Raw genomic sequence first — 23,645 nt, 5'->3', positions numbered from 1 at the left:
CTACAATGGCACCGCGCTTTAGCACTTGGACAAGCTGGTCGATGGCTCAAAGAAACCCTTCAGTCAAAAGTGCCTTTTTGAAAGCTACAATGGGTTTTTAGTATTGCCCCAAAGCGATTTAGCCGCCTTCAAAAAGTCATAATAAATAATCGTTGATTGACCAAATTTTAGTAATCTGAAAGAGTGCCCCTCTCATTAAGAATACTGTGCTTTCAGATTAAATTTATCCCAAATAATTTTACGAGCAGTGCAAACAGCCCAAAGCAAAGTACGGTTATCACTACACCAATGAGTAAGGATGGCCAAAAATCAAAGCGCTGCAATAAAGAGGGAAAGATCAAAAACATAGGCAAAGTCGGTACAACATACCAAAATGTGTACCACGCGTGGTTTGCTATTTTCTCCATTGGCTGTTTTTCAACATAGAGCCAAATCATTGCCAAAATAGTGACTAATGGTAGCGCGACGATGAGCGCTCCTAGTTTATCGCTGCACTTAGCAAGCTCAGAAGCGGCGACGACTATAGCAGCTGTGATCAGATACTTCGTAATTAACCAGCCCATAGTGTCCTCTCCTTGAATAGAAAAACCGATTGCCTATCGGTTTTTATTCTGTCACTATATCGTTCATTATGGAAAGAGAAAAGTGTTATGCAGTTAGGTGAACTAGAAAAACAGGTTTTGCAGCATCTGTGGACAGAATCTGAAGCTGATGCAAAGCAAGTACATGCTGTGCTTGGTGTCTCTAGAGGGAACTCTCTTAATACCATTCAGAGCACTTTAGAACGCTTATTTAAAAAAGGATTGCTGAGTCGAACCAAGCAAGGACATGCCTATTTTTACAGGGCAAAAGTGGACCGAGAAGCGTTGATCGCTACACTTATTACCAATATCACTAGCGACTTTGTCGAAGAAGGTGAGCATAGTCTCATTGCGGCATTTAGTTCCGCATCAGCTAATCTGAATGATGCCCAACTCGATATGCTAGAACATTTAATTGAAGAACAACGTAAACTTCGGAAAGGATAATTAGGGTTATGTTTGTTGGCGATTTAGCGATAGCACTAAATTTATTGAGTGTTGCAGTGCTGGCATTTGCTATCAGTGTTGCGTGCATCTCGAACGCCCTACGATTAACTTTGCCAAGATTCGAGCATCTTACTTTTAGGTTACGTAAAGTTATCCTATGGGCTTTGGTTACTGTACCTTGGTGGGTAGCCATAAGCTGTGCTGCCTTTTTCTGGCCAAGGCAGCAAGAGTTGTTTTCTACTGCTTGGTTAAATGAATTCGCTCATTGGCATCACGTCGACATCTTTAGCTTCAGCAGTTGGCATGCTTTTACCTTGTTGTCGGCCTTCGGTTATTTGATATGGTCGATGATCTCGACCATTTATGTACGTAAAAAGCAATCATCAACAATGGCATCTCTGATTGGATTATCAGAGATCCAACCTCAGGTGACTATAACTCAGCAGCGCTATTATTCGTTAGCACAAGCAATTCCTGCGGCCTTCACCACAGGTCTAGTGTCCCCTAAGATTTACCTGACCACAGGATTGCAAGAAAAGGTTACAGAACAGCAACTCGATATTATTGTTCGACATGAAATGGCGCATGTCGTGGCTCGAGACCCTTTATTTAAAGTCATCTTTGCTGCATTTGCTGGTTTTTATCCGAAAGCGGCCAAACGCAATTTAATCGGACATTTTACCCTGTTGACTGAACAGCTTGCAGATCATGCTGTGACCACTGAGCATGACAATCTAGATGTCGCTCAAGCCTTGATAAATGTAGCTCGAATGCAGCGAAGCGTAACTCTTGGTTGTGATGGTTTACAGACAAGTTATTTCGGTAACGATCAAACCAGTGTTCGAGTACAGCGACTGATTCAACCTAGGTTAACGTCTTCCCGATTGGCGATCGGTTTAACGTTGTTATTCTTAGCCATCGTCCCACTTTTAACCGCTTCAACTGTCGATAGCCTTCACCACATTATCGAAACCTTCTTCACCCATTAATTAAGGATTGGGAATGAGAGACTTGCTTTTTAACGTCAGAACTAAAAAACCGATTGGCTATCGGTTTTCCTCCATTGTGCTAGGAATGTGTTTAGTATTCCCTGCCGTTGCGGTATCGAATGAAGCGCCACAAACACTCACCTTAGCCGATGCTGTGACTTTGACACTTCAGCAACACCCAGAATTACAGATTTTCAACTCGCAGCAGCGCGTGATGGAAGGGCGAATACAGCAGGCAAGTGTCGGTGAGCGGCCTGAAATAGGTTTAATGATTGAGGATGCTCTGGGTACTGGTGAACACAGTGCTCTGAAAAGTATGCAATCTACGCTCAGTTTTTCATGGTTACTGCAACAAGATTTGATTGATAGTCGTGTTAACACGGCTAAAACAGAGGCCACTCAATTAGATATAGAAAAACAAATCAAAGCCTTGGATTTGTCTTCACAGGTGGCTAAACATTTTATTGATTTGTTAGTGAAGCAAGAACGCCTCAAGCTCAATCTGATAGCAGAAAAGCAGGCAAAAGAGGTTGTCAAAACCGTTGCTAAACGTGTGCAAGCGGGAAAGAGTTCTGCGGTTGAAACACAGTTGGCAAAGGCTGAGCTTATCCGTCGTGGCTTGGCCGTCGAAGATATCGAGCATGAACTCAAAGCCAGCCAATATCAATTGGCATCACAGTGGGGAAAGCCTAAGGCATCCTATCGTTTCAACGGCAATCTGCTTGATATGCCTGCTGTGCCATCAGTTGACAGTCAGCTTAACTTGTTAAAAAAGCATCCTCGTTTTCAACAGTTTGCGACTGCGCAACGCATTGCTCAATCGCAAATGGAGCTCGCACGAATAGAAGCTAAGCCGCAGTGGCAAGTGACCGCTGGCGTGAGGCGCTATGAGGCGAGTGATGATTTTGGCTTAGTCGCGGGTATTTCTATCCCTTGGGGTTCAAGTGACCGTAATGCGGGAACCATAGCCGCCTTACAAGCACAGCAAGATGTACTCGCCAATGAGCAAAACGCATTAATGCAGGCTCAGGATGCCCAGTTGTATGTGCTGTTACAGGAAATGGCACATTCTGCACATGTTATCGATACAGTGCGCAGTGACATAGTGCCAACCCTTGAAAAAGCTCTGTCTGAGGCAAGCAATGCCTTTGATAAAGGTCTGCTCAGCTACAACCAATACAATGACGTGTATCGGGAATTACTCAGTGCTCAATATCAGTTGCTGGATGCCTTTGAAAGTTTGCATTTACAACACATTGAAATTCAACGCCTAACGGGCACATCCATTTCTCAGTGAGATTACCTATGAAGAATAACAACACCTTTTCGTCATTGAGTTTGGCGATACTGCTCAGTCTGGGTATTAATGCCGTCGCTTCAACACCTTTAATGGCATCCTCAGCGCCCGTTGCCGAGCAAGCTGAACCCGAAAAAGGGCCGCATCGTGGACGTATGCTGCGTGAGGGCGATTTTGCACTAGAGCTCGCCATTTTTGAAACGGGCGTTCCCCCTGAGTTCCGTGTTTGGACGAGCTTTGAGGGGAAACCGCTCGATCCTAAGACCGTCGATTTGAGTGTGAAATTGACCCGTTTAGGCAATGTGGTGGATGACATTCGCTTTAATGCGCAGGGTGATTTTCTCCGTGGTGATATGGAGATCTATGAACCCCATTCGTTTATCGTCACCATTGAGGCGAAATACCAAGGTAAAACATACCGTTGGCAGTATGACAACTTTGAAGGCCGTACCACTATCGAGCAGGCTGTTGCCAGTGCGATGGAGATTCACTCTGGTTTTGCAGGCCCTGCCACATTGCATCAAACCATCCCAGCCTATGGCACATTGGCGCTACCCGTCGGGACGCAACGTGCAATTGCGGCACGTTTTGACGGCGAAATTACCCGGTTACATGTTGGACTGGGTGACAGGGTGAAAAAGGGGCAAACCCTTTTGACTGTAGAAAGTAATGAGAGCTTAAAACCCTATCAAATTAAAGCGCCGTCCGATGGCGTGGTGTCAGCATTGTTCGCCAACAATGGAGAACAAACCCTAGGGCGTCAGTTGTTGACACTGACCGATAACAGTCACTATATCGCTAAGCTTGCTGTGTACCCCATTGATTATCAAAGCGTCATCTTAGGTGCACCTGTCACTATCAACGTCGAGGGTGTGGAGGAAACCTATCAAGGTTCCATTAGCTTTATTGAACCAGAGGTTCGTGACGATCAAGCCCGTATTGCGTGGGTCAAACTTGCCGATCCTAACGGGGTTTTGACTGCGGGCAGTTTTGTAAATGCCAGTATTGAAGTCGCAACCATTGAGGTGCCATTGGCGGTTAAAAGAGTCGGATTACAAGGGTTTCGTGATTTTACCGTCGTCTTTGCTAAGGTCGGAGAGCAGTACGAAGTCCGTATGCTGGAGCTTGGCCGTCAAGACGGTGAGTGGGTCGAAGTGCTTGGTGGCTTAAAGCCTGGTACTGAATACGTGACCGATAATAGCTACATCTTAAAAGCCGACATTGAAAAGTCTGGCGCATCACACGATCACTAGGAGTTCGAGTCATGTTGGAATCGATTTTACGCTTTTCGATAAAGCGCAAATTCTTAGTGTTAGTGATGGTAATCGCCGTTGCGGGATTAGGGCTATGGAATTTCACTAAATTACCCATCGATGCCGTACCGGATATCACCAATGTGCAGGTGATGATTAATACCGAAGCGCCGGGATACACGCCACTTGAAATCGAGCAGCGTGTGACCTTCCCTTTGGAAACCGCATTAGCAGGCTTGCCTGGGTTAACCTACACCCGCTCGGTATCGCGCTATGGCTTATCACAGGTGGTGGCCATTTTCAGTGATGAGACGGATGTCTATTTTGCCCGTCAGTTAGTCAATGAGCGTTTATCGGCGGCACGTTCCGAGCTGCCGCTTGGGCTTGAACCACAGCTTGGCCCTATTGCGACTGGCTTAGGTGAAATCTTTATGTTTACCGTGGATGCATTGCCAGATGCTACCCATGCCGATGGAACGCCTATCACGCCAATGGATTTACGCACGGTACATGATTGGACAATTAGGCCGCAGCTCATGCGTGTGCCAGGGGTGGTTGAAGTTAACCCTATCGGCGGCTTTGAGCGTGAGATTTTGGTCGCTTTCAAACCGGAAAAACTGCTCGCCTTTGGTTTAACCCAAGCCGATGTTGTCGATGCCATAGCCAAGAATAATCAGAACCAAGGCGCAGGTTTTATTGAGCAAAACGGTGCTCAGTGGTTACTGAGAATGCCAGGCCAAGCCGAAGACATTGTGGCCATTGGCAATATCCCACTCAAATCAACGCAAGGCAGTGCGCTGACCATTAAAGATGTGGCCGATATTGAAAATGGTCAGGGGCTACGCAACGGTGCTGCGACTCAAAATGGCCGCGAAGTGGTCATGAGTACCGTGTTTATGTTGATTGGTGAGAATAGCCGCACCGTTGCCCATGCTGTAGGTGAGAAACTCAAAGAAATCAACGCGACCCTGCCGGAAGGGATTGTCGCCACAGCAGTTTATGATCGCACTAAGTTAGTGGATAAAACCCTACAAACGGTGCAGACCAATCTATTAGAAGGCGCACTACTGGTCATTGTGGTGTTGTTTGTACTGCTTGGGAATTTTAGGGCTGCATTTTTAACTGCACTGGTGATCCCCTTTGCTATGTTAATGACGATTACCGGCATGGTACAAACCCGCGTTAGCGCGAACCTGATGAGTTTAGGCGCTCTGGACTTTGGTTTGTTAGTCGATGGCGCGATCATTATTGTTGAAAACTGCTTGAGACGGTTAAGTCAGGCAGGAGACGATCCTTTACCGTTAAAAGAACGTCTAGAGCTCGTGTTTGAAGCTACCCGTGAGGTCATTCGCCCCGCACTATTTGGTGTATTTATCATTACCGCCGTGTATTTGCCGATTTTTGCACTAGAAGGTGTAGAAGGCAAAATGTTCCACCCGATGGCGATTACGGTAGTGATTGCGTTGTTAAGTGCCATGTTGCTGTCGGTGACTTTTGTGCCAGCAACCATTGCCTTGCTGTTTAAGAAACCAGTGAAGGAGAAGCATAGCCCGCTTATCCGTGGTGCAGGCGCCTTGTATCGCCCTGCGTTAAACAGGGTAATTCAAGGTCGCTGGGTCGTGGTGATTGCTGCCACGTTGTTGGTCGCCGTTTTTGGTTACCAAGCGACGAAATTAGGCAGTGAATTTGCCCCTAATTTGGATGAGGGGGATATTGCAATGCATGCCCTACGTATTCCTGGCACCTCACTGAGTCAGGCGATTGCCCTGCAAGAAACTCTAGAAGATAAAATTAAGCAAATGCCTGAAGTTGAAAGGGTATTTGCCAAAATTGGTACTGCGGATGTGGCGACCGATGCAGTGCCTCCGAGTGTGGCTGATAACTTTATTATCCTAAAACCTCGTGAGCAGTGGCCAAATCCCAATAAATCGAAGGAGCAAATTGTAGAAGAGTTGGCGGCGATGGTGGAACCTATCCCTGGCAACCGCTATGAGTTCTTACAGCCTATTCAAATGCGCTTTAATGAGCTGCTTGCAGGGGTCCGGGCGGAGCTTGCAATTAAGGTGTTTGGTGATGATTTCGATACGCTCACTTCGCTTGGTGCACAAATCGAGGCAGCTATCGCTCAGGTCGATGGCATTGCCGATGTGCAAGTGGAGCAGACAACAGGTTTGCCTATGCTGAATATCATTCCGAAACGTCAACAGCTGATGCAACATGGCTTAAGTATGGCCGAGTTGCAGTCTCAAGTGGCAACCGCAATGGGCGGCACTGTGGCGAGTAAATTCTATGAAGGAGATATTCGCTCAGACATTGTTGTACGTCTGGGTGAATCACGTAGGCAAAATCTGGACGGCTTACGTTATTTACCGATTTCCTTACCCGACGGGCATAGCATCCCACTTCAGGAATTAGCGTCCTTGGAATTGGTTTCTGGTGCTAACCAGATTAACCGTGAAAATGGGAAACGTCGCATGGTGGTCACCGCCAACGTACGTGGACGGGATTTAGGTAGCTTTGTCGCTGATATTCAAAACGTTATCGGGGAAAGAGTGGATATTCCCGCAGGTTACTGGGTGGAGTACGGAGGCACCTATCAAAAATTACAATCGGCATCGCATCGCTTGAGTATTGTTGTGCCTGTGACCCTGTTGATGATTGTCGGTTTATTGATCCTCGCCCTTAGCTCCTTCAAGGATGCGATGATTATCTTTACTGGCGTCCCCTTAGCCCTGACGGGCGGAATTGCCGCATTATTGTTACGGGACATTCCCTTTTCTATCTCAGCCGCAGTGGGCTTTATCGCCCTCTCTGGTATCGCGATTTTAAATGGTCTTGTCATGGTGTCATTTATTCGCGAATTACGTAAAGAAGGTATGGGACTCGATAGGGCAATTTTTGAGGGGGCACTAACAAGGCTTCGTCCAGTGTTAACCACGGCTTTAGTGGCATCACTCGGGTTTATTCCAATGGCACTCAATACCGGTATCGGTTCAGAAGTCCAACGTCCGCTGGCAACGGTTGTGATTGGGGGAATTATTTCATCAACCCTGTTAACGCTGTTTGTTATTCCAGCGTTATATCGCATTTTACATAAAGAAAAGGAGTCGATTTTGACTGAAGTAGAAGTAATGGAGATTGCGGATGCCAAATAAGCTATTAAACATCAGCTTGTTGCTGATGGTTGGATTAATAGGTTTGGTGAGTATTGATGTCATGGCACATGGGGTGGACGACAATACTCGCGCCTTTTTAGAACAAAACCAAGGCGTGCAATTTATCCCCTTTTTGTACATTGGGGCGAAGCACATGATCACGGGCTACGACCACTTATTGTTTCTCGTGGGTGTGATCTTCTTTTTGTACCGCAGCAAAGATGTGCTGTTGTATGTGACCATGTTTACCCTAGGTCACAGCACCACATTATTGCTTGGTGTAATGACCGATTTGCAAGTTAACGCCTATCTTATCGATGCGATTATTGGCTTATCAGTGATCTATAAAGGTTTTGATAACTTGGGGGGATTTAAGCGCTGCTTTAATTGGCAACCCAATACCAAAATAGCAGTGTTGGTCTTTGGTTTGTTCCATGGCTTTGGACTGGCAACCAAATTACAGGAGTTTCAGTTGTCACAGGAAGGCCTATTTACCAATTTATTAGCATTCAATATTGGGGTGGAGATCGGACAATTTGCTGCGCTGGCCATCATCTTGATTGTGATAAATGCCTGGCGTCATTTCCCTTCATTTCAACGATTTTCAACGCTGACTAACACCGCTCTGATGAGTGTAGGGGTGATGCTGATGGGTTATCAGCTCACAGGCTATTTCGTCAACTAAACGATTATAAGAGAAGATTATGCAACACACTGTAAGTTCAAAAATCTTGGTCAAAGCGAGCGTATCGGCAACGGTAGTGGCGGCCATTGCGCTGGTCACTTTTATTCTGCCAGCCGAGTACAACATCGATCCTACAGGCGTAGGTCAAAAGCTGGGATTAACCTCAATTGCACAGGCCGCAGAAGCGGATGGTGCTGCTGCGGTGATGGGAACCCAAGCAAATAATACGGAGTTTCAAACCATTGAAGTGTTGGTTCCGGCGGGGCGCGGTGTCGAATATAAATTTGCCATGCCGCAGTATGCCAAAATGACCTACGAATGGATGACCGATGGCGATGCTTTGTATTTTGACCTCCATGGAGAACCTGAGGGAGATACCACTGGCTATTTTGAGAGTTACACCATAGCGACATCAAATGAAATGAAAGGGAGCTTTACTGCGCCTTTCGCGGGGTCACATGGTTGGTATTGGAAAAACAAGACAGATAAGCCTATTGCCGTTCAGTTACAGGTAAAAGGACAATATGAAGTCATTGGTTTAAAACAATAATTGGCAAATTTGGAGAAAACGATGAAAAAATTATTGTCAGTATTCACCCTATGCACAGCGTTAATGAGTGGCAATGTATTGGCCCATGCGGATCACGGAGTGATCAGCGGTCAAGGTGCCTTAAAGGTGGCAGCTAAATCGCTTAATCAAATGACATTTAAAGACTTTGGTTTTGAGGTGGGTAAATTAGAGGGAACATGGAAAAACTTGCCTGAGGCACAATTATCAATCGTCAGCTTTGAAGGCAATTACTACGTGGTCAGTGCCGTTAACCCAACGACTCAAAAACAATTTTTTCTCAAAATAGCCAGTAACGGCGAGCTTTTAGAAGTCAAAGACACGAACAAGTTCTAGTCGCCAAGATTGCACTGTCTATGTTATGGGCAACAGACAGTGCAATAACCCTGCAAGCGGTTTACTTTTATTAAATCAAATATCGTTCTTAGCAATACATTTTGTAATCTGAAACCAATTAATCTGAGTTAACAGTCTAACTCACTTTGTCCCGAAGTAAGCCACAAGGAGTATGATACTTTAATACTCGATTGTGGCACGGTTCGGACTAAGTTGTGGCAATTAGTATGAATCTTTATTTTTGGCCATATTTAATCTAGAACGATACGAGCTAGAGTTCTTGGCTGTTCAGTTTAGAACTTTATTCCTCTCCAACATCAACCCCGAGACATTCAATCATTCAATCGTGATCCCGAATGTCAAAGTCCAGCATTACACACTTAAATAAAATGAGGCAGTAACATGCAAACCGGCCAAAAATTTTTAGCGGTGTATCCTGCTTCATCCTTCGATGACGTTGATGGCAGTTTGGTGGAATTTCCCGAGAAACGGCGCCAATTAGAGGTGCTTCCAAAGCCAGAGAAAGTGCTGGTGGATGACGGTGAAATCTCCACGATTGAGTCCCTACCAGAACACCTTAAGTCGGAAGATTGGTATTTTGTTCGCAATTTAGACACGGGCCGTAGGCATTGGTTTACACCGCTTGGCTATAAGTTGACGTTACTTGAATAAATCATAGAGTCATCGATACCGATACTTGCCTTTAGGTGGAGTTTGAGCCGCAATCTCCGATTTTCTTTTCACACTTAGATGGTCATTACACTTGGGGCAGTAGTTGAGTAACGCACTGCCTTCAAAGTCCAACTGACAAAAAACGCAGCGATATATAGCGACTACGTTCAACCTGTCCATTTTGGCAATCTGCTCTTTAATCCGATCACGGGTAGTCTTGGTTTGTACCAGAACTTGTTGCTGTTGCTGCTCCTGAACAGCTGGAGCCTTAGCCTGTTGATGCTCAAACCACGCATTGCGCCTTGGATTGTAAATCCAATGCTTGCCCTTAATGGACGTTTCAAGCCATTCGCGCAGTAGTGTTTGAGCTGATTTTAGTTTGTAAAACTCATTAAATATCTTTGAGAAAGGAATTAAATCAAGCCCTAGTACCGCCGTGTGCTGATCTCTTGATAGATTGTTATATATCGGCGCGGGGCGACCAGGATGGCTAATGTATAGGCATAGCTTGCGGCCTGAGACCGTAAAGATTAAGTCAAACATAATATCCTGCTCATAACTATCAGGCGTTATGTCCTTGGGCTCCACCGTGATTGGCAAACTTTTGGTAATGACGTGCGTTTGGCCGTGATGGTCAATCTCGAGAGGTGGCAACAATAACAAGCCTGTCCCCTGTAGAAGCTGCTTCAGCATGTAGCGAACTGAGACATAAAACGAGTATTTGCAGGCCTCAATCTCTTCCTTACTCGCACCTTTGGAGTCATGGGCAAAGTGGAACGCATTAACGTCACCCTGCCGTGCGATTAAGGCAATACCGCATGATGGGCAAGTACAATCACAGGACTTACCCCGCGTTGCGTCCTCTGCATCTATATACAAGCCATCACTACGAAGGCCGAAGGGGATTAGGTTCATAAGGTAAGCTACTTACAAAGTTTTAAGCCTTCTTGAAGGATCGGTCCGATATTAACGCGGGATGCACCCATTTCATCCTGAACTTGTCGAAGAGTTTTATTTTCCTTTTTAGCTATTGCCTTTAGGTATTCCAATAAAGAACTATCCTCTTTCCAAATTGGCTCAATAGAATCATAACCCTTGCTTTGGGCAACACCGTTTACCGCATATTCTTTATCATTTGCGATAAAAATCACTGCCTGGTCGTAGCAGCCAAGTTCTCCGCTTTCGACAGTAAACGGCCAACTTTCCCCATAACTACTTTGATGAATTTCTTTAGCGTTTAAAGTTGGGCTTAATGCCAGTAATGAGAGAATAATCGCTTTCTTCACAGTTCCCATTCCTGTTTTAAATTGTTTAACCTACTAATATTAAGCCAATAATTGTCAGGTTCACATAGAAATGGAGGTTGAATCTGACTACCGTCTTTCTGCCAACATCTTGGCCATCGCACTTTCCTTTGCCTTAATGTCTTTGCCGTACCGCAATACCATCATTGGGCTTTTCCAACGACCGTTCTCTTGGATTTGGGCTATCGAATAGCCTGCGGCAAGTAAGTCCTGTGCGGCGCCAATCCTGGCACTATGCCCTGACCAAGCAGAATGACGGTCGATTCCTAAACTCTCGAATGCCCACAGAAATACTCGGTCCACTGTACGGGTGGACATCGGCTTGGCTTGAACCGAGACTTTATTGCTCCGGCCAATCGGCTGAAACAAGTAGTCTTCCTTAGTCAGCCCAGCACCTTGGATGTACCTCTGAATCAATTTGAAGCCTAGCGGTGTAATGTTCACTACCTCTTCTTCACCCGAGTCATTGGTTTTGGTGTAAGGCACTGACAACACATAATCGCCTTCAAAAGTGGATTTGAGATGGCCTACTTTGATCCGAAGCAGCTCGGATTCACGAAGCAACGATTCATAGGCGATGTTCAGCAACGCCAAATTGCGCTTGTCTAATAACCTCTCACTCTCGCCATACGATTCTATGAGCATCTGCAGGTGATGAAGTCTAAAAGGCGTTGCCTGCTCTTGCGCTAAACCGCCTGACTCGAGCTTTACTATTCTGATTTCATTCTGCTTGTCTTGCACGGTCTTACTGCTCACAGGGGACAACAAACCACACTCCACATGGAAACTGTTAATCGCCCAAGCATATTGAGATAAGGTGGTGTACGACGATGCCTGGTAGTACTCAATGAATGTGGCCACTACCTCGGGGGTCGCAGGCAACGGGGTTAGGTTATTTGTAAGACACCAACTTTCAAACTTAGCCCACCGGCTCATTAGTGCTCGCCATGTATTAGCCCTGCGGGTACGGTGGCCATTATCAAGAAAGTGCTTGAGTTTTGCCTGTGTAATCTCCCGAATGCGGAGCTTGTCTGCATCGGTTAACTGAGCCAGAGGCTTTGACAATAGCGCCTGTAGCTCGTCAGTAGAGCGCTGATAACTGTCTTTTAACGAATCGTTAAGCGTTGACGGAGGTTCGCCATAGGACAGTGCAACGCTGTGATTATTCGTAGTTAATAAGCTCACCTAATGCCTCCCTGTCTGCTGAAAATGCGGGGTGTTCGTCCTTGTAAAAACTCAGTAATTCATCAATCGCAGCATCCACGGATTTTGCGCCAATCGTATCCTTGAAAAGAACTAGCTTGTCGTATTGGTTCTTGCTGATCACAGGTCGAGTCGTCTTTTGAACCCGCTCGATTTGAGAGATGCGCCGACGTACCAGCTTCCAACCTGAATCCGAGAAAATGGAATTAAGACAGACATTCAATGAATGCAGCGCGGTTTCCTGTGGTAACGGCTTGGATTTGGTGGGTTCGGTTTCTCGCATTAACTGACGGAATGTCACAGTGAGGGTCGGAGTGCCATTTAAGAACTGCGAAGTAAACCACTCGGTTTTCTCTATCTGGTTGTAAGTGTTACCGATCATGCGCGAGAGTAAATCACGTACTTGTGGGCTTGCAGCTTCACTTGCCGCTAACAGTCTTAATGTGCGTCCCTTGGGTCGCGAACTGACGTCAGAGGGGAGGGCGTGATACGTCCAAGCTGGGCCTAATGAGTCAGATTTGAGTGGGGAGGTAGTGTCATTCATTTTAGTATGGCGTCTCTACACTAATAATTATGTTTTTAGTATAGAGACACACACTAACTAAATCAAACAAGTTTAGTTAGATTTCTGAGCAGCCTACCCATTGAGGTAATACACCGTAAAGTAGATACGCATTCCATGCTTGACCACCTGCCAATGCATCACAGTCCAGCGCTTCAAGGCTGTCATGAGTCCATCCTCCTTGCGGCGCAGGTACTATAGTTATTTGTGTGCCATCTAAGTCCTGAATTTGGAGATCACATTCAACAAGTGCCCCTGTCAAAAAATCTGGTTCATTCGGGCTTGATGGGCGGGTGATGATGCCAGAGACGATTTTTGATAGCTGTTGGCTCACCACCTTCCAGACCAGTGGATTGCTTTGCAAGGCACTAACAATCTTATCCAGCATAGGGATGGCCCCTTGAAGAAGAGCTAATTCAACCGAGTTAATTGGTTCGAAGTCGCCAGACTTGATAGCCTCGATGTCCTCGACGTAGAAATTGGCACCATCCTCAATACCGTTACCTTGGCCAAGGTTAATGCCGTAGGTGAACACGATGGGGGCATGGTCGCTATCGGTCAGCACCTCGGCATTGACCATTACTGCGAGTTCCAGTTTAACCAGCGGGTTAGGCGTATCGACGTAAAAGCTGTATTCCTGATAGTAGCTATCCGCGTCGCCGTTGTCCTCTAGGAACGGCAGGGGAGCTAACAAACTGGTCGCTTGGTCAAGGTAAATACTTGGGCTAATTTGCATCTAATTTCTCTCAGTTATTAATGTAAGATCATCATTGCATAGGTTCAATTTCTGGCAAATTTTGAGTAAATTCTACAGGATTTTAATATTACAACCTTGCTTCAATCATGCCGTAACGGGCATTGCTTCACCGCTAAGGCCAAACCGTTTAATCCCCGCGCTAATGCTATACCTGCTCCATTGCTTCACGATGCTCAGATACCCCGTGCCTTGGTACAAATCAAAGGCGAGCGCGTGGTTGGGCAGCTTTTTCTCACTACAGGGCAAAATTAGCGTCGACTTCAACGAAACCAGCTCTTGCTGTAACGCATAGAATTGGCCTGCAACCGCTTGAGTAGTCTCCAATAATTCCATTAAAAATCATTCCCAAAACGATTCATACCAAAGTCATGGTCAAAGTCGTGACCGCTATCGATGCCTGAATGAGTCAAGTCAGCTCCTAAAGGATTACCTGCCACATCCAAAGCGCCGTTCAGCGTAAGCAACCCTGTAGCTGGATTGATAAGATAATCATGGTAAGCGCCCGTTCTACGTTTCAAACCTGTATCATCATCACATACTTCGGGGTATTGATTAGCAACACATGGGATCTTACTTGGGATGAACTTAAGCGATGCTGCACGAGGAATTGCCGCTGGTAATGGGTTACCTTTGTTGAGCAAAACAATTAGGCCAGCGACGAACCCAAACACACCTATAACCAAATATGCAGCAAACATAGTCACCTCTAATAACTGAATTTCTTATCTGATTAAAGGATCTCACAAATGCAAAACGGCGCAAAAATTGAACTTTGCGCCGTCTGAATGGGAGGGATTAAGCCGCCATCAAAAGGTTTTGATAGTTATGCGTTAACGATAACGAATGGCCGAACATTTCAGTAACTTCCACGACCTGAGATGCTGGAGCCTCCATTTCAGCCGCCGCTTCTTCTGCGCTACGAACCCAGCCAAACAACTTACCAGCCACTACATTTAACTTTAGCGCCAACTTAGGGTTCATCTTAATATGTAGGTTACCGTTAAGGTACGCACGAACTGAGAACAGTACCTCGCTAGAGCCGTTAGATTGTATGTATCTAAAGTCGTGGGCTTTGTTGCTGGCCCATTTGAACTCATAAGGTTTAGGTGTGCCGCGTGTATCGAAACCAAGATTGCCAGCGATGGTGACAAAATCGGTGATAAATTCGATTGCACGAACAGACAAACCGCACTGGTTGTAATAGCTGTTATAGTCGTAACCATTAACGATGCCGCCAACATTTTCCATTACACAACGGTAGTCGAGTTTAAAATGAGAGATTTGACCATTCATCACAAGCTCCCGATAACGCCATCTGTCGTATTTGAAGGTGCGTTGGTTACTGGAATAATTAACCACGTTTGCGGCTTGGCTCATAGATAGGTAGAAATCTTTGAACTGATCATCTTGAAGAGCATCAGCGTGTTTTATTGCCCATTGAGCTATCGCGTATGCGTTCTCAGCGGTGAAGTCGACGCTTACGTGCCTCTCTAACAGCTCTAATAACCCCTTACGATTAGATGAAGTCAGGCGAGAAGTCAGCGCATCAAATTTAGCGAACAACTCTTTCCAAAACAAACTTTTGAGACTCTTGATTTTGAGTTTGAGACTTTCCAGCACCGACGCCTTAGAAACTTCTAGTTCTCGCAGTAAATCAGGATCAATTTCTGAGAGTGCGCTATAGGTATCCATTAGCTTGGCCATCTGATGATCGTAAAGTGATTGCATAGCCTTTACCATGTCGGCACCAGGAACTAATTCATTTAGCTTTTGCTTAGTCGAGTCGGATGGCCCTCTGAATTTTGCAGAATAATCACTTTCAGCTAGTTCTAGGTCAAAGTTGGCGTCAAAGAACGCTTTGAAAGGGTCAACCTTGCATTGGCGATGATTTTTATAACCTAAATTAACACGAATAATGTCTACCCGTACCGAATGACGAGTTTCGCGATCACAATCATTTTGAAAATCGAATGTCCCAATGACCTCGGCTTCGGCTTCACGCATTGTAATCGCATTTTCGATATCTTGACTGTTAGACCAGCGCTTCGGCAATACCAGATAACACACTTCGGCATTAGCTTCGGAAATGACACGGGTAGCCCATTGCTCAAAGGCCGAATAAGGAGGGTTGCAGAAAATGACGCCAACGGGCTTATCAACAAGGGTTTGCTGATTAAAGTCAGTGCCAATAACCAACACTTTTTTATCGAGCTGGCTGCAATGAACAATGCTCTTTTCAATCGCGTACAGGTTGTAAAAAGGTGGGCTCATTTCGCCGCGACGGTCCTCTAACGGCATGTTCAGGGCGCTAAGCACTCGACCATCACCGGCACCAATGTCTAGCAACGATGACTCCCTGTTATAAGATTCTAAGAAATTAGACTTAACCAAATCATTTCGAACAACATCAATAATGTGCTGAGAAGACGGATACCATTCAAAATCCTGGTCCTCTGCCTTCAAGTGCCTAACACGTTGAGCGGTTGAAAAGTTAAACTCGCCTTGGTCGGCTAACATGACAGAATGAGACATTTGGACACCCTAAGAAGTTTCGATGTTCAAACTATCTCACGCTTAAAAATTCACGCAAATTTTGACATTAATACAGCGTCACTACACTAAACATTAAAAGTTTAGTATGCGCCACGCACTAATTAATCATGAAAATTCTTAGTTAACGCCTGACAAACATACAAGGTCCGAGTCAAATGGGGTTATACTCGGCAAAGCGAGCGCAAAATCATCAATCCCACCCAGTTTGATATAGTGACACCACACTAATGTATCATGGCACCAACGCCACACAAACCACTCAGTATTGTTTAGTATAATGACATCACACTAATATGGTTTTCGGCTGATGGGTACTCGTGTCCGATAACTGTAATTATCGGACGCGAGTAAAAACAGACGGGCAGGGGCAAGCATTGACTCCGCGGGTGTACTGGTATCGATTGCTGAGCTTCAGATCCCACATCATGAAACAGAGAGCGCTTATTGTCTTTTAGCTGTATTGAAAAGACGAATCTAATAAAAGAGTAATAAATCAGTGACGGATCAGAAAAATGCCTAATTATAAGGAACATCGTCAAGAACTATTAACCAATTTAACAATGTATAATCCGGCCCTGCAGAGTATCATTCGCTTTATGGAATTTTATTTTCAACATGGTATTTTGCTGCGCAAAATAGAACGCTCTGTTTATTTATTCTGATAAATAAAAGACTTTTCATCCTCACTGTTTAACAGGCTATGTGCACGGCTTAGGAGGAGTTATTTATGTACATATATGCTATGAGTATTGATTTTAAGGACTTCTACAATACATATGGTCCAATAACAACATGTATTATATTGGAGCGTTTATTAATAACATGAATTTTAATGTGTAATCAGTAGTCCTTCACTGCTAAAAGATTGCTTCGTGTTTAAGTTAACTTACGTGAATAAAGTAATAATAAAAATTTGTTCCAGTCACTGTAATATTCTTCAATAATGAGCTAGCTAATGATGATCGTTAGCTGCAATCCGGTATGATGTGATTAAGTTGGCTTACTCAAGCTCGATATACCAGAAATCTCTATAAGAGAAACTGTTGCACTTACTTCAGCTCAGATTAATGGACAGTATTTATTTTGATAAAGTAACAAAATCAAGTTTTTGAAACGGAATGATGATACGTTAAGATCTTGTATGTGAGTATTTTTTTTAAAAATGCTGCATTTACTTAAAACTTTGTACAGAGCCTGTACATATACCGTTCCAGCAAACAGTTTCAAGTAAACCAACAATACGGACAAATCCGCAATTGAGCACGGTCATGGGTGAACTGAATGTCGCCAGCGCTATGTTATTGATAGTAAAAACTTAGTCGGTGACTTTTCAAAGTGGAAAAGGTTAAAAAAACGTTATGGTTGAAAGTTGTCGCCTTGAGAAAGGAAAACCAATCGAGCTGGAGTATCGTTATTATATTAGTTCTGAGGCGTTAATTGCCGAACAAGCAGCGATAGTCGTTCGAGAACATTAGGGCATAGAATCGATGCGCTGGGTGCTTGATGTCAGTATGAGTGAGGATGTATGTCTGATACACAATGCTCACGGGGCGGAAAATCTATCATGCCTGCATCATATGAGCTTGAATATGTTAGGAGCAGAGCCGACGAAGATAAGCATTGTTAGAAAACAAAAGCGATGCATGATGAATCGAGTGCTTGCATTGAACGAATAAGGGCTTTTTTAACAGCCCTTGCTCAATTCGTTACCCCGCGCAGCAGGACAGCTCTTTCACATCTTTGTTAAAGGTTTGGGCGCAGAGCTTAAGCCCTTCCACCATGGTCAAGTAAGGGAACAACTGTTCGGATAATTCTGTTACTGTCATCCGGTTGCGGATGGCTAAAGCCGCACTCTGGATCAGCTCTCCGCCTTCATGCGCCAGGATTTGAGCGCCAATCAGGCGTCCACTGACTTTTTCTACCACCAGTTTGATAAAGCCATCAGTGTCAAAATTAGCCAATGCTCTAGGTACGTTTTCCATGCTTAGTACCCGACTATCGGTTTCAATATATTGTGCTTTGGCCTGATCTTCAGTCAGTCCGACGGTCGCCACCTGGGGATCGGTAAAGATCACCGCAGGCATAGCGGATAGATCCAGTTTAGTCTCACCGCCTGTCATATTGATGGCGGCGCGACTACCGGCCGCGGCCGCGACGTACACAAACTGCGGCATGTTGGCGCAATCCCCGGCGGCATAAACACCTGGAACGCTGGTTTCCATACGCTCATTGACGATGATCACGCCATTTTGCTCCGTCTTGACGCCTACCGCATCGAGGTTAAGCTTGCCTGTATTGGCATGACGGCCTGTGCTGATCAACAACTTGTCACAATGCAAAGTGCCAGCCCCAGCTTCTGATGAGAGAATTTCAAGAGTAAACTGCTGCCCATCATAGGAAACACTTGAAGCCTGGGTATGATTCAGAACACGAATGCCTTCTTTTTCAAAACATCCTGAGAGTTGTTCACCGAGCAAGGGCTCCTCCCGATAGAGCAGTGTGTGTCTGGCCAACACGGTTACCTCACTGCCTAATCGGCGATAGGCCTGGGCAATTTCCAGTGCCACGACTGACGAGCCAATCACCACCAGATGTTGAGGCATTTCTTCGGCAAAAAGAGCCTCGTTGGAAGTCCAATAGGGTGTCCCGCTCAGTCCTTCGATGGGAGGAATAGTCGGCGTCGATCCGGTCGCAATCAGGACCTTATCAGCGTGAACCTGCTGCTGCGTACCATCGTTTTGACTGACGATTAGTGTGTTAGCGTCCTTGAATCGCGCCCAACCTTTGATCAGACTGAGCGCAGGATTGGCGTCCAGAATATTCTGGTATTTGGCCGCACGCAGCTCCTCGACCCGCGCCGTTTGCTGCGCCAACAACAGTGAGCGACTCAGTTGGGGGGAATGATTTTCCAATCCCGCAAACGGGTTATGACGCTGCTGCTCTGCCAGTTGCGCAACCCGGATCAGGATCTTTGACGGCACACAACCAACGTTGACACAGCAGCCGCCAATGACATCCGCCCCTTCGATGAGCGTCACTTTAGCACCGCCTTCGGCTGCCTTGATGGCGCAGGCAAATGCCGCTGAACCGCTGCCAATAATAGCCACGTGCAGTTCTTCCGTATCCTCATCTTTGGTTAAGCGTGAGTTATTGCCCAACGCAACGACTTTAGCCTTATAGCCCAGCGTGGCGACAGCATCGAGCAAGGTTTTCTCATGGATATCTGTGTCGGTTTCGATGACGGCATTAGCCTCGTCATAAGAGACCATTGCGCTGCTAACGCCCGCAACGGCTAGCAGGGCCTCCTGAACATGATGGGTGCAACTTGCACAAGTCATCCCAGAGATAGACAGTGTGATCATAGGCACCTCAATTAGCTTTGTTTTTTATCGTGGAGGGATAACCAGCATTGGTGGTGGCTTCAATCAACGCATCGGCACTTGTCTTTTCATCATCAAAGGTCACCATGGCTTCTTTATCCTCATAGCTGACCTCCGCACGGGATACGCCATCGACTTTAGTCAGCGCCTTTTTCACCGTGATCGGACACATGGCGCAGTTCATGGTGGGTAAATCTAGGGTCACGGTTTGCGGTTTGGCCCAGGCCGTCAAACTTGTGACAAAGAGCATTAACACAAAGGTAAGTTTTTTCATGGATTATTCTCCAGCAGGTTGTTGGCATTCACTGTCAGGCAATCAAGGGGATCCAATAGCTACTGGTCACAAGTACCAGCGCGAGTAGAGCTGTTATCCAAAAGATGACTTGACGGCGTTTACGTACTTGCAAAACGGCACAGGCAGTGCCCGATTCGCAGGCCTCGACGGGACGGTAAACCTTCCACCCAGCCCAACTGAAGAGAACCAGCACAGCGAAGATGAAAAGGGGGCGATAAGGTTCGAGCAGAGTGAGATTACCGATCCAGGCGCCACCAATACCCAGCGTCAGCAACAGGAAGGGGCCGACGCAACACAGTCCTGCGCCGATAGCCGCCGCAATACCGCCGAATATTGGCAGATTGGCATCGTTTTTTGACATGACTCACTCCACTTGGTTTGTTCCAGTAAAGTCAGTCTAAACGCCGTACTCTAGTACGGAGTCAAGCAGGAATAAACTCAGCGCGATTTTCTATCCTCAGGAAGAAGGGAATCGATAATGGGACAATGGGTTTGGTCAGGATTAGCAGCGCATTGGTTCAACAAATCATTAAGGACGGTTTCCAAGCGACGCAGATCAGCCATCTTGGCACGAACACTGACAAGCTTGTGAGAAGCCATGTCTTGTACTTCTTGACAGGGAGTATTATCTAGCATCAGCAGATGGGATATTTCCTCCAAAGTAAACCCCAGTTCCTGGGCACGCTTGATAAACCGGATCCGGTTCAGGGTTGTCACTGGATAGCGACGATACCCCTCGGTTGGTTTATCAGGTTGTTCGATAAGACCACGCCGCTCATAATAGCGGACAGTCTCGACATTAACACCTGCCGACTTTGCTAATTGACTGATTGTGTACATTTGGGCCTTGCTCTCCGTACTTAAGTACGGTGGATTGTAATCCTAAAGCAGATAAACCCCAATAAAACCTTAACGTACGTTTTCGTTCTGTTGGACTTCATACCCCATATTGAGGTTTTGACACGATTGATGGGCGAGTTGATGGGCTATGTCGATCAGATCACCAGCTATGGTTTTAGTTCAACTGATTTAGGAAACAAAGCCCCTGCGGGACTACAACGGCCAAGTCGGCGAGGCACTGGCTGGTGTGAAAGTGATGAACAAAGTCATAGGACTGGGTATGCCTATTCGCCAGAGGGTCAATTAATACCAGGAACCCTTTTAGGAAAAGGCATACCTAAGATTGATTTAGGCAACAACGCCAAGGTTGTCTGTCCGCTCTTTCTGCTGACTTGCACCTTTCAGTTTTAAGGAGTGATGTCGTGGTTAATAACTTAAAAAAATCAATATTTTGCTTGGAATTTGGCCAGCGTAAATCTATAGCCTATATAGCAAGTCTTTATTTTTATTCCTTTTTTTCAAATACTCTTAATAGTCAAGCCTAAAAATAAATTAAAACTATTTAAGCATTACGCAATAATGAATAGTTGACTAAAATACCCAACAAATATAACATGCGCAATATAAGCATGTTTAATGAATGCTAGTCCTAAATAGATTAAGTAGAGGTAGTTCTGATGAGTTCATCATTGACTAAGTTCACTAAAACTGATGATAAAACCAAAAATGTTACCCAATTTGTGCCGGACACGGATGATAGTACTGCAACGGATACCAAAAACACTGAGCAACCTGAACAGGTAAAAACGGTAGAAAAACCTAAATCCCCTGGTTTTTGTTGTGGTTCTTGTTCATAAACCACTTGCTTTAGAATTTTAATATCAACTTACATGTATAGCAGGGCACTAATTAAAAAATAGCTTATGGTGCTTTTTATTAGAAATAATACATGCTTATTAATAAGCAATGGAAATAAGCTAGCAATGCTTATCTCTCTTCAAACTCATCTAGGCTATTTTTTGTTGTTTATGGTTGATATAAAAATGACTAATAGTCAAGTTTTTCTCAGTCGATATGATTCTTCGAATACTTATGATTGGTTTTCGAATACATAGGCCAGAATTCATTCGACTTAATATGCCATGAATATTTTAGATCACGCCTAAATGATATTATTTGTCAGCTAATTTTAAAAGTATATTCAAACTTTTAAAAAAGATACTACGAAAACATACAGGAAAATATGCGTTCATTATTTATTCGCATGAGGTTTATCCATTGGTTAGGTGCTATTGTACTTTTCATGAATGCAACCTTTTTCACAGATCTAATATTTTCACAGATCATTCAGTACATTATTACAATATTTTTGATTATTCATGATATTGATGAAAAAGTTTGGGGAGTTGACTCCTTAAAAAAAGTTACCGAATACATGAAACACTTTGAAAGAAAAGATCTTTCAGTTCCATGTACCATCAATAGCTTATATAACAGTGAAATGGAAAAAGTTCTTAGTGTTATCAATACATTTAGAGAAAATGTAAAAATTGCACTAATCGATATTCAGCAACAGGCCATAGCCTCTGATGAAATATCAGATCTTCTAAAAGTTAAAGCGCAAAAAATTTCATCGCGTATCAATGAGCAAGATAATCGGGTCAGTATTCTCACTTCACAAATAGAGGCCTTAGATCAAACCTCTCTAGCATTACAAGCTAAAGCAGAAAAAACACGTGAACAAGTAGAAAATACGCAAATAGGGCTTGTTCGATCAAACGAATATATGGGGGCTATGGTTAAAGATTTAAGCTCGTTTATTGCAAGTAATGATGAACTCCAAGAAAAATTTTATCAACTTTCTCAACAAACAAAAGCCATTGAGGGAGTGGTATCCGTTATTAATAACCTAGCCGATCAAACCAATCTATTGGCTTTAAATGCTGCCATTGAAGCCGCTAGGGCTGGAGAGCATGGACGAGGCTTTGCCGTTGTTGCCGATGAGGTCAGAAATCTAGCCAAATCAACCCAAAGTAGTTTAGATGAAATTAATCAAATTATATCAGGAATATCTAAAGCGGTTCTTGATGCTGGTCATCATATGAAATCACAAACATCTGCAATTGTTCTACTATCGGATTACACAACAACGAGCCAGTCAGAATTAGGCGTTGCATGTAAAAACATCAGTGAAATTTTAACTTTGATTGGGCAAGATAGAACAAATAATAATTTGGATATCCTCTATGTAAATAGATTAGTTGGTGATGTAAGTAAGGAAATTGAGGTGCTAAAACACCTCTCAAGCTCCAACTCAAATGATTGCATCGAATTAGAGCAGCAGGGCCATAGCTTAACTCAAGTTACTGAAAAAATTGTTCGCCAATTAGGGATGTTTAAAACTAAATAGTAGCATAACTTAAAGTGCCCAATTGGGTTGACCAGAACAACTTTCCTTGCATTAAAGGAAAATTCTAGAAGACTAAAAATAACTACTTCATTCCAAAAGCTACTCCTCTCAGCAGTATACGGCGCTGGTGAAATGGAACAACTGTAATGCATTTTTTAGTATATGAGTTCTGTTGGCCTCCCTGATATTTATAAAGTACGCATAAGCGTTAGCCTAAAGCCAGTGTAAAATGGCACTGTGTTGAATAGGCGTTGTTGCCTAAATGAATGAACCTTCCGTCTCAGATGCGATCAGATCCTGTGAATACCACGCAGGAACCGCTATCAGATGGGCAAATCTAAATCTCGCATTACCAATT

At 44.6% G+C, this 23,645-nt stretch carries 24 protein-coding genes and 2 pseudogenes; 13 read left to right on the top strand and 13 right to left on the bottom strand.

Annotated features, from left to right (window positions below; all coding sequences use genetic code 11):
• Positions 1-212: 212 nt before the first annotated feature.
• Positions 213-563 carry a DUF3147 family protein gene (locus tag KV201_RS21620; protein ID WP_011711701.1) on the bottom strand — a complete coding sequence of 117 codons (351 nt, stop codon included), beginning with the start codon at positions 561-563 and terminating at the stop codon, positions 213-215.
• A gap of 87 nt (positions 564-650) precedes the next feature.
• On the opposite strand from KV201_RS21620, the gene KV201_RS21615 reads away from it, so the two are divergent.
• The 9 genes from KV201_RS21615 (at position 651) to KV201_RS21575 (ending at position 9,983) form a co-directional block, all read left to right on the top strand.
• Complete coding sequence (locus KV201_RS21615; protein WP_011711700.1) at positions 651-1,028, top strand: BlaI/MecI/CopY family transcriptional regulator; 378 nt, start codon at positions 651-653, stop codon at positions 1,026-1,028.
• An 8-nt stretch (positions 1,029-1,036) separates the two neighbouring features.
• The gene (locus KV201_RS21610) at positions 1,037-2,017 is read left to right on the top strand and encodes a M56 family metallopeptidase (RefSeq protein ID WP_140907291.1); all 981 of its coding nucleotides are present in this window, start codon (positions 1,037-1,039) and stop codon (positions 2,015-2,017) included.
• A 13-nt stretch (positions 2,018-2,030) separates the two neighbouring features.
• Positions 2,031-3,314 (top strand): TolC family protein, encoded by a 1,284-nt coding sequence (locus KV201_RS21605; RefSeq protein ID WP_140907292.1) that lies wholly within the window; start codon positions 2,031-2,033, stop codon positions 3,312-3,314.
• Positions 3,315-3,322: 8 nt separating this feature from the next.
• Positions 3,323-4,567 (top strand): efflux RND transporter periplasmic adaptor subunit, encoded by a 1,245-nt coding sequence (locus tag KV201_RS21600; protein ID WP_011711697.1) that lies wholly within the window; start codon positions 3,323-3,325, stop codon positions 4,565-4,567.
• Between the two features lie 11 nt (positions 4,568-4,578).
• On the top strand, positions 4,579-7,722 hold the full coding sequence (locus tag KV201_RS21595) for an efflux RND transporter permease subunit (RefSeq protein WP_140907293.1): 3,144 nt from the start codon (positions 4,579-4,581) through the stop codon (positions 7,720-7,722).
• On the top strand, positions 7,712-8,407 hold the full coding sequence (locus tag KV201_RS21590; RefSeq protein WP_011711695.1) for a HupE/UreJ family protein: 696 nt from the start codon (positions 7,712-7,714) through the stop codon (positions 8,405-8,407). The genes KV201_RS21595 and KV201_RS21590 overlap by 11 nt, the downstream gene beginning before the upstream one ends.
• A gap of 19 nt (positions 8,408-8,426) precedes the next feature.
• Positions 8,427-8,957: a hypothetical protein gene (locus KV201_RS21585; protein WP_037425996.1), complete on the top strand. Its 531-nt coding sequence runs from the start codon at positions 8,427-8,429 to the stop codon at positions 8,955-8,957.
• Positions 8,958-8,978: 21 nt separating this feature from the next.
• A complete protein-coding gene (locus KV201_RS21580; protein WP_037425993.1) occupies positions 8,979-9,311 on the top strand; it encodes a DUF6488 family protein in 333 nt (110 codons plus the stop codon).
• A 402-nt stretch (positions 9,312-9,713) separates the two neighbouring features.
• Positions 9,714-9,983: a hypothetical protein gene (locus KV201_RS21575; protein WP_011711692.1), complete on the top strand. Its 270-nt coding sequence runs from the start codon at positions 9,714-9,716 to the stop codon at positions 9,981-9,983.
• Positions 9,984-9,992: 9 nt separating this feature from the next.
• Here KV201_RS21575 and KV201_RS21570 read toward each other — a convergent pair whose 3' ends face one another.
• The 8 genes from KV201_RS21570 to KV201_RS21535 form a co-directional block, all read right to left on the bottom strand.
• Entirely contained in the window at positions 9,993-10,898 is a 906-nt protein-coding gene (locus KV201_RS21570) for a hypothetical protein (protein ID WP_011711691.1), read from the bottom strand.
• Positions 10,899-10,906: 8 nt separating this feature from the next.
• Positions 10,907-11,278, bottom strand: a complete 372-nt coding sequence (locus tag KV201_RS21565) for a DUF2511 domain-containing protein (RefSeq protein WP_011711690.1) — start codon at positions 11,276-11,278, stop codon at positions 10,907-10,909.
• 78 nt (positions 11,279-11,356) lie between these two features.
• Entirely contained in the window at positions 11,357-12,472 is a 1,116-nt protein-coding gene (locus tag KV201_RS21560; protein ID WP_011711689.1) for a tyrosine-type recombinase/integrase, read from the bottom strand.
• A complete protein-coding gene (locus KV201_RS21555) occupies positions 12,450-13,034 on the bottom strand; it encodes a hypothetical protein (RefSeq protein WP_011711688.1) in 585 nt (194 codons plus the stop codon). The genes KV201_RS21560 and KV201_RS21555 overlap by 23 nt, the downstream gene beginning before the upstream one ends.
• A gap of 76 nt (positions 13,035-13,110) precedes the next feature.
• Positions 13,111-13,788 (bottom strand): hypothetical protein, encoded by a 678-nt coding sequence (locus KV201_RS21550; protein ID WP_011711687.1) that lies wholly within the window; start codon positions 13,786-13,788, stop codon positions 13,111-13,113.
• A gap of 105 nt (positions 13,789-13,893) precedes the next feature.
• A complete protein-coding gene (locus KV201_RS21545; protein WP_011711686.1) occupies positions 13,894-14,142 on the bottom strand; it encodes a hypothetical protein in 249 nt (82 codons plus the stop codon).
• Complete coding sequence (locus KV201_RS21540; protein ID WP_084796744.1) at positions 14,142-14,507, bottom strand: hypothetical protein; 366 nt, start codon at positions 14,505-14,507, stop codon at positions 14,142-14,144. Before KV201_RS21540 ends, KV201_RS21545 begins: the two co-directional genes overlap by 1 nt.
• Positions 14,508-14,604: 97 nt before the next feature.
• Complete coding sequence (locus KV201_RS21535) at positions 14,605-16,341, bottom strand: DUF4942 domain-containing protein (RefSeq protein WP_011711684.1); 1,737 nt, start codon at positions 16,339-16,341, stop codon at positions 14,605-14,607.
• Between the two features lie 1,279 nt (positions 16,342-17,620).
• Between KV201_RS21535 and KV201_RS21530 the strand changes: the two are divergent.
• Positions 17,621-18,038 (top strand): annotated as a pseudogene (locus KV201_RS21530) (ISAs1 family transposase); the annotation flags it as partial.
• Between the two features lie 30 nt (positions 18,039-18,068).
• Here KV201_RS21530 and merA read toward each other — a convergent pair.
• The 4 genes from merA to merR form a co-directional block, all read right to left on the bottom strand.
• Positions 18,069-19,724, bottom strand: coding sequence for a mercury(II) reductase (gene merA / locus KV201_RS21525; protein WP_069455588.1), 1,656 nt, complete (start codon positions 19,722-19,724; stop codon positions 18,069-18,071).
• Positions 19,725-19,731: 7 nt separating this feature from the next.
• On the bottom strand, positions 19,732-20,016 hold the full coding sequence (gene merP / locus KV201_RS21520) for a mercury resistance system periplasmic binding protein MerP (protein ID WP_069455589.1): 285 nt from the start codon (positions 20,014-20,016) through the stop codon (positions 19,732-19,734).
• A gap of 34 nt (positions 20,017-20,050) precedes the next feature.
• Positions 20,051-20,398, bottom strand: a complete 348-nt coding sequence (locus KV201_RS21515; protein ID WP_058689194.1) for a mercuric transporter MerT family protein — start codon at positions 20,396-20,398, stop codon at positions 20,051-20,053.
• A gap of 77 nt (positions 20,399-20,475) precedes the next feature.
• Positions 20,476-20,877: an Hg(II)-responsive transcriptional regulator gene (gene merR, locus KV201_RS21510; RefSeq protein ID WP_069455590.1), complete on the bottom strand. Its 402-nt coding sequence runs from the start codon at positions 20,875-20,877 to the stop codon at positions 20,476-20,478.
• A gap of 205 nt (positions 20,878-21,082) precedes the next feature.
• Here merR and KV201_RS21505 point away from each other — a divergent pair.
• From KV201_RS21505 to KV201_RS22630, 3 genes and pseudogenes are all read left to right on the top strand, one after another.
• Positions 21,083-21,184: pseudogene (locus KV201_RS21505) on the top strand (IS5/IS1182 family transposase); the annotation flags it as partial.
• A 370-nt stretch (positions 21,185-21,554) separates the two neighbouring features.
• On the top strand, positions 21,555-21,734 hold the full coding sequence (locus KV201_RS21500) for a CCGSCS motif protein (RefSeq protein WP_014610917.1): 180 nt from the start codon (positions 21,555-21,557) through the stop codon (positions 21,732-21,734).
• A 386-nt stretch (positions 21,735-22,120) separates the two neighbouring features.
• On the top strand, positions 22,121-23,287 hold the full coding sequence (locus KV201_RS22630) for a methyl-accepting chemotaxis protein (protein WP_086904935.1): 1,167 nt from the start codon (positions 22,121-22,123) through the stop codon (positions 23,285-23,287).
• The last annotated feature ends 358 nt before the right edge of the window (positions 23,288-23,645 follow it).

This window comes from Shewanella sp. SR1 (assembly GCF_020447145.1).
Classification (GTDB): domain Bacteria; phylum Pseudomonadota; class Gammaproteobacteria; order Enterobacterales; family Shewanellaceae; genus Shewanella; species Shewanella baltica.
Note: the sequence above shows the minus strand (reverse complement) of the source record. Positions and strands in the feature narration are given on the sequence as shown.

Excerpts from the sequence above, each read along its gene's own strand:
- merR (WP_069455590.1), bottom strand. The coding sequence starts at position 20,877 with ATGTACACAATCAGTCAATTAGCAAAGTCGGCAGGTGTTAATGTCGAG.
- KV201_RS21565 (WP_011711690.1), bottom strand. The coding sequence starts at position 11,278 with ATGGGAACTGTGAAGAAAGCGATTATTCTCTCATTACTGGCATTAAGC.
- KV201_RS21620 (WP_011711701.1), bottom strand. The coding sequence starts at position 563 with ATGGGCTGGTTAATTACGAAGTATCTGATCACAGCTGCTATAGTCGTC.
- KV201_RS21575 (WP_011711692.1), top strand. The coding sequence starts at position 9,714 with ATGCAAACCGGCCAAAAATTTTTAGCGGTGTATCCTGCTTCATCCTTC.
- KV201_RS21550 (WP_011711687.1), bottom strand. The coding sequence starts at position 13,788 with ATGCAAATTAGCCCAAGTATTTACCTTGACCAAGCGACCAGTTTGTTA.
- KV201_RS21600 (WP_011711697.1), top strand. The coding sequence starts at position 3,323 with ATGAAGAATAACAACACCTTTTCGTCATTGAGTTTGGCGATACTGCTC.
- KV201_RS21590 (WP_011711695.1), top strand. The coding sequence starts at position 7,712 with ATGCCAAATAAGCTATTAAACATCAGCTTGTTGCTGATGGTTGGATTA.
- KV201_RS21580 (WP_037425993.1), top strand. The coding sequence starts at position 8,979 with ATGAAAAAATTATTGTCAGTATTCACCCTATGCACAGCGTTAATGAGT.
- KV201_RS21610 (WP_140907291.1), top strand. The coding sequence starts at position 1,037 with ATGTTTGTTGGCGATTTAGCGATAGCACTAAATTTATTGAGTGTTGCA.
- KV201_RS21500 (WP_014610917.1), top strand. The coding sequence starts at position 21,555 with ATGAGTTCATCATTGACTAAGTTCACTAAAACTGATGATAAAACCAAA.
- KV201_RS21540 (WP_084796744.1), bottom strand. The coding sequence starts at position 14,507 with ATGTTTGCTGCATATTTGGTTATAGGTGTGTTTGGGTTCGTCGCTGGC.
- merP (WP_069455589.1), bottom strand. The coding sequence starts at position 20,016 with ATGAAAAAACTTACCTTTGTGTTAATGCTCTTTGTCACAAGTTTGACG.
- KV201_RS21595 (WP_140907293.1), top strand. The coding sequence starts at position 4,579 with ATGTTGGAATCGATTTTACGCTTTTCGATAAAGCGCAAATTCTTAGTG.
- KV201_RS22630 (WP_086904935.1), top strand. The coding sequence starts at position 22,121 with ATGCGTTCATTATTTATTCGCATGAGGTTTATCCATTGGTTAGGTGCT.
- KV201_RS21555 (WP_011711688.1), bottom strand. The coding sequence starts at position 13,034 with ATGAATGACACTACCTCCCCACTCAAATCTGACTCATTAGGCCCAGCT.
- KV201_RS21545 (WP_011711686.1), bottom strand. The coding sequence starts at position 14,142 with ATGGAATTATTGGAGACTACTCAAGCGGTTGCAGGCCAATTCTATGCG.
- KV201_RS21515 (WP_058689194.1), bottom strand. The coding sequence starts at position 20,398 with ATGTCAAAAAACGATGCCAATCTGCCAATATTCGGCGGTATTGCGGCG.
- KV201_RS21535 (WP_011711684.1), bottom strand. The coding sequence starts at position 16,341 with ATGTCTCATTCTGTCATGTTAGCCGACCAAGGCGAGTTTAACTTTTCA.
- KV201_RS21570 (WP_011711691.1), bottom strand. The coding sequence starts at position 10,898 with ATGAACCTAATCCCCTTCGGCCTTCGTAGTGATGGCTTGTATATAGAT.
- KV201_RS21615 (WP_011711700.1), top strand. The coding sequence starts at position 651 with ATGCAGTTAGGTGAACTAGAAAAACAGGTTTTGCAGCATCTGTGGACA.
- KV201_RS21585 (WP_037425996.1), top strand. The coding sequence starts at position 8,427 with ATGCAACACACTGTAAGTTCAAAAATCTTGGTCAAAGCGAGCGTATCG.
- merA (WP_069455588.1), bottom strand. The coding sequence starts at position 19,724 with ATGATCACACTGTCTATCTCTGGGATGACTTGTGCAAGTTGCACCCAT.
- KV201_RS21605 (WP_140907292.1), top strand. The coding sequence starts at position 2,031 with ATGAGAGACTTGCTTTTTAACGTCAGAACTAAAAAACCGATTGGCTAT.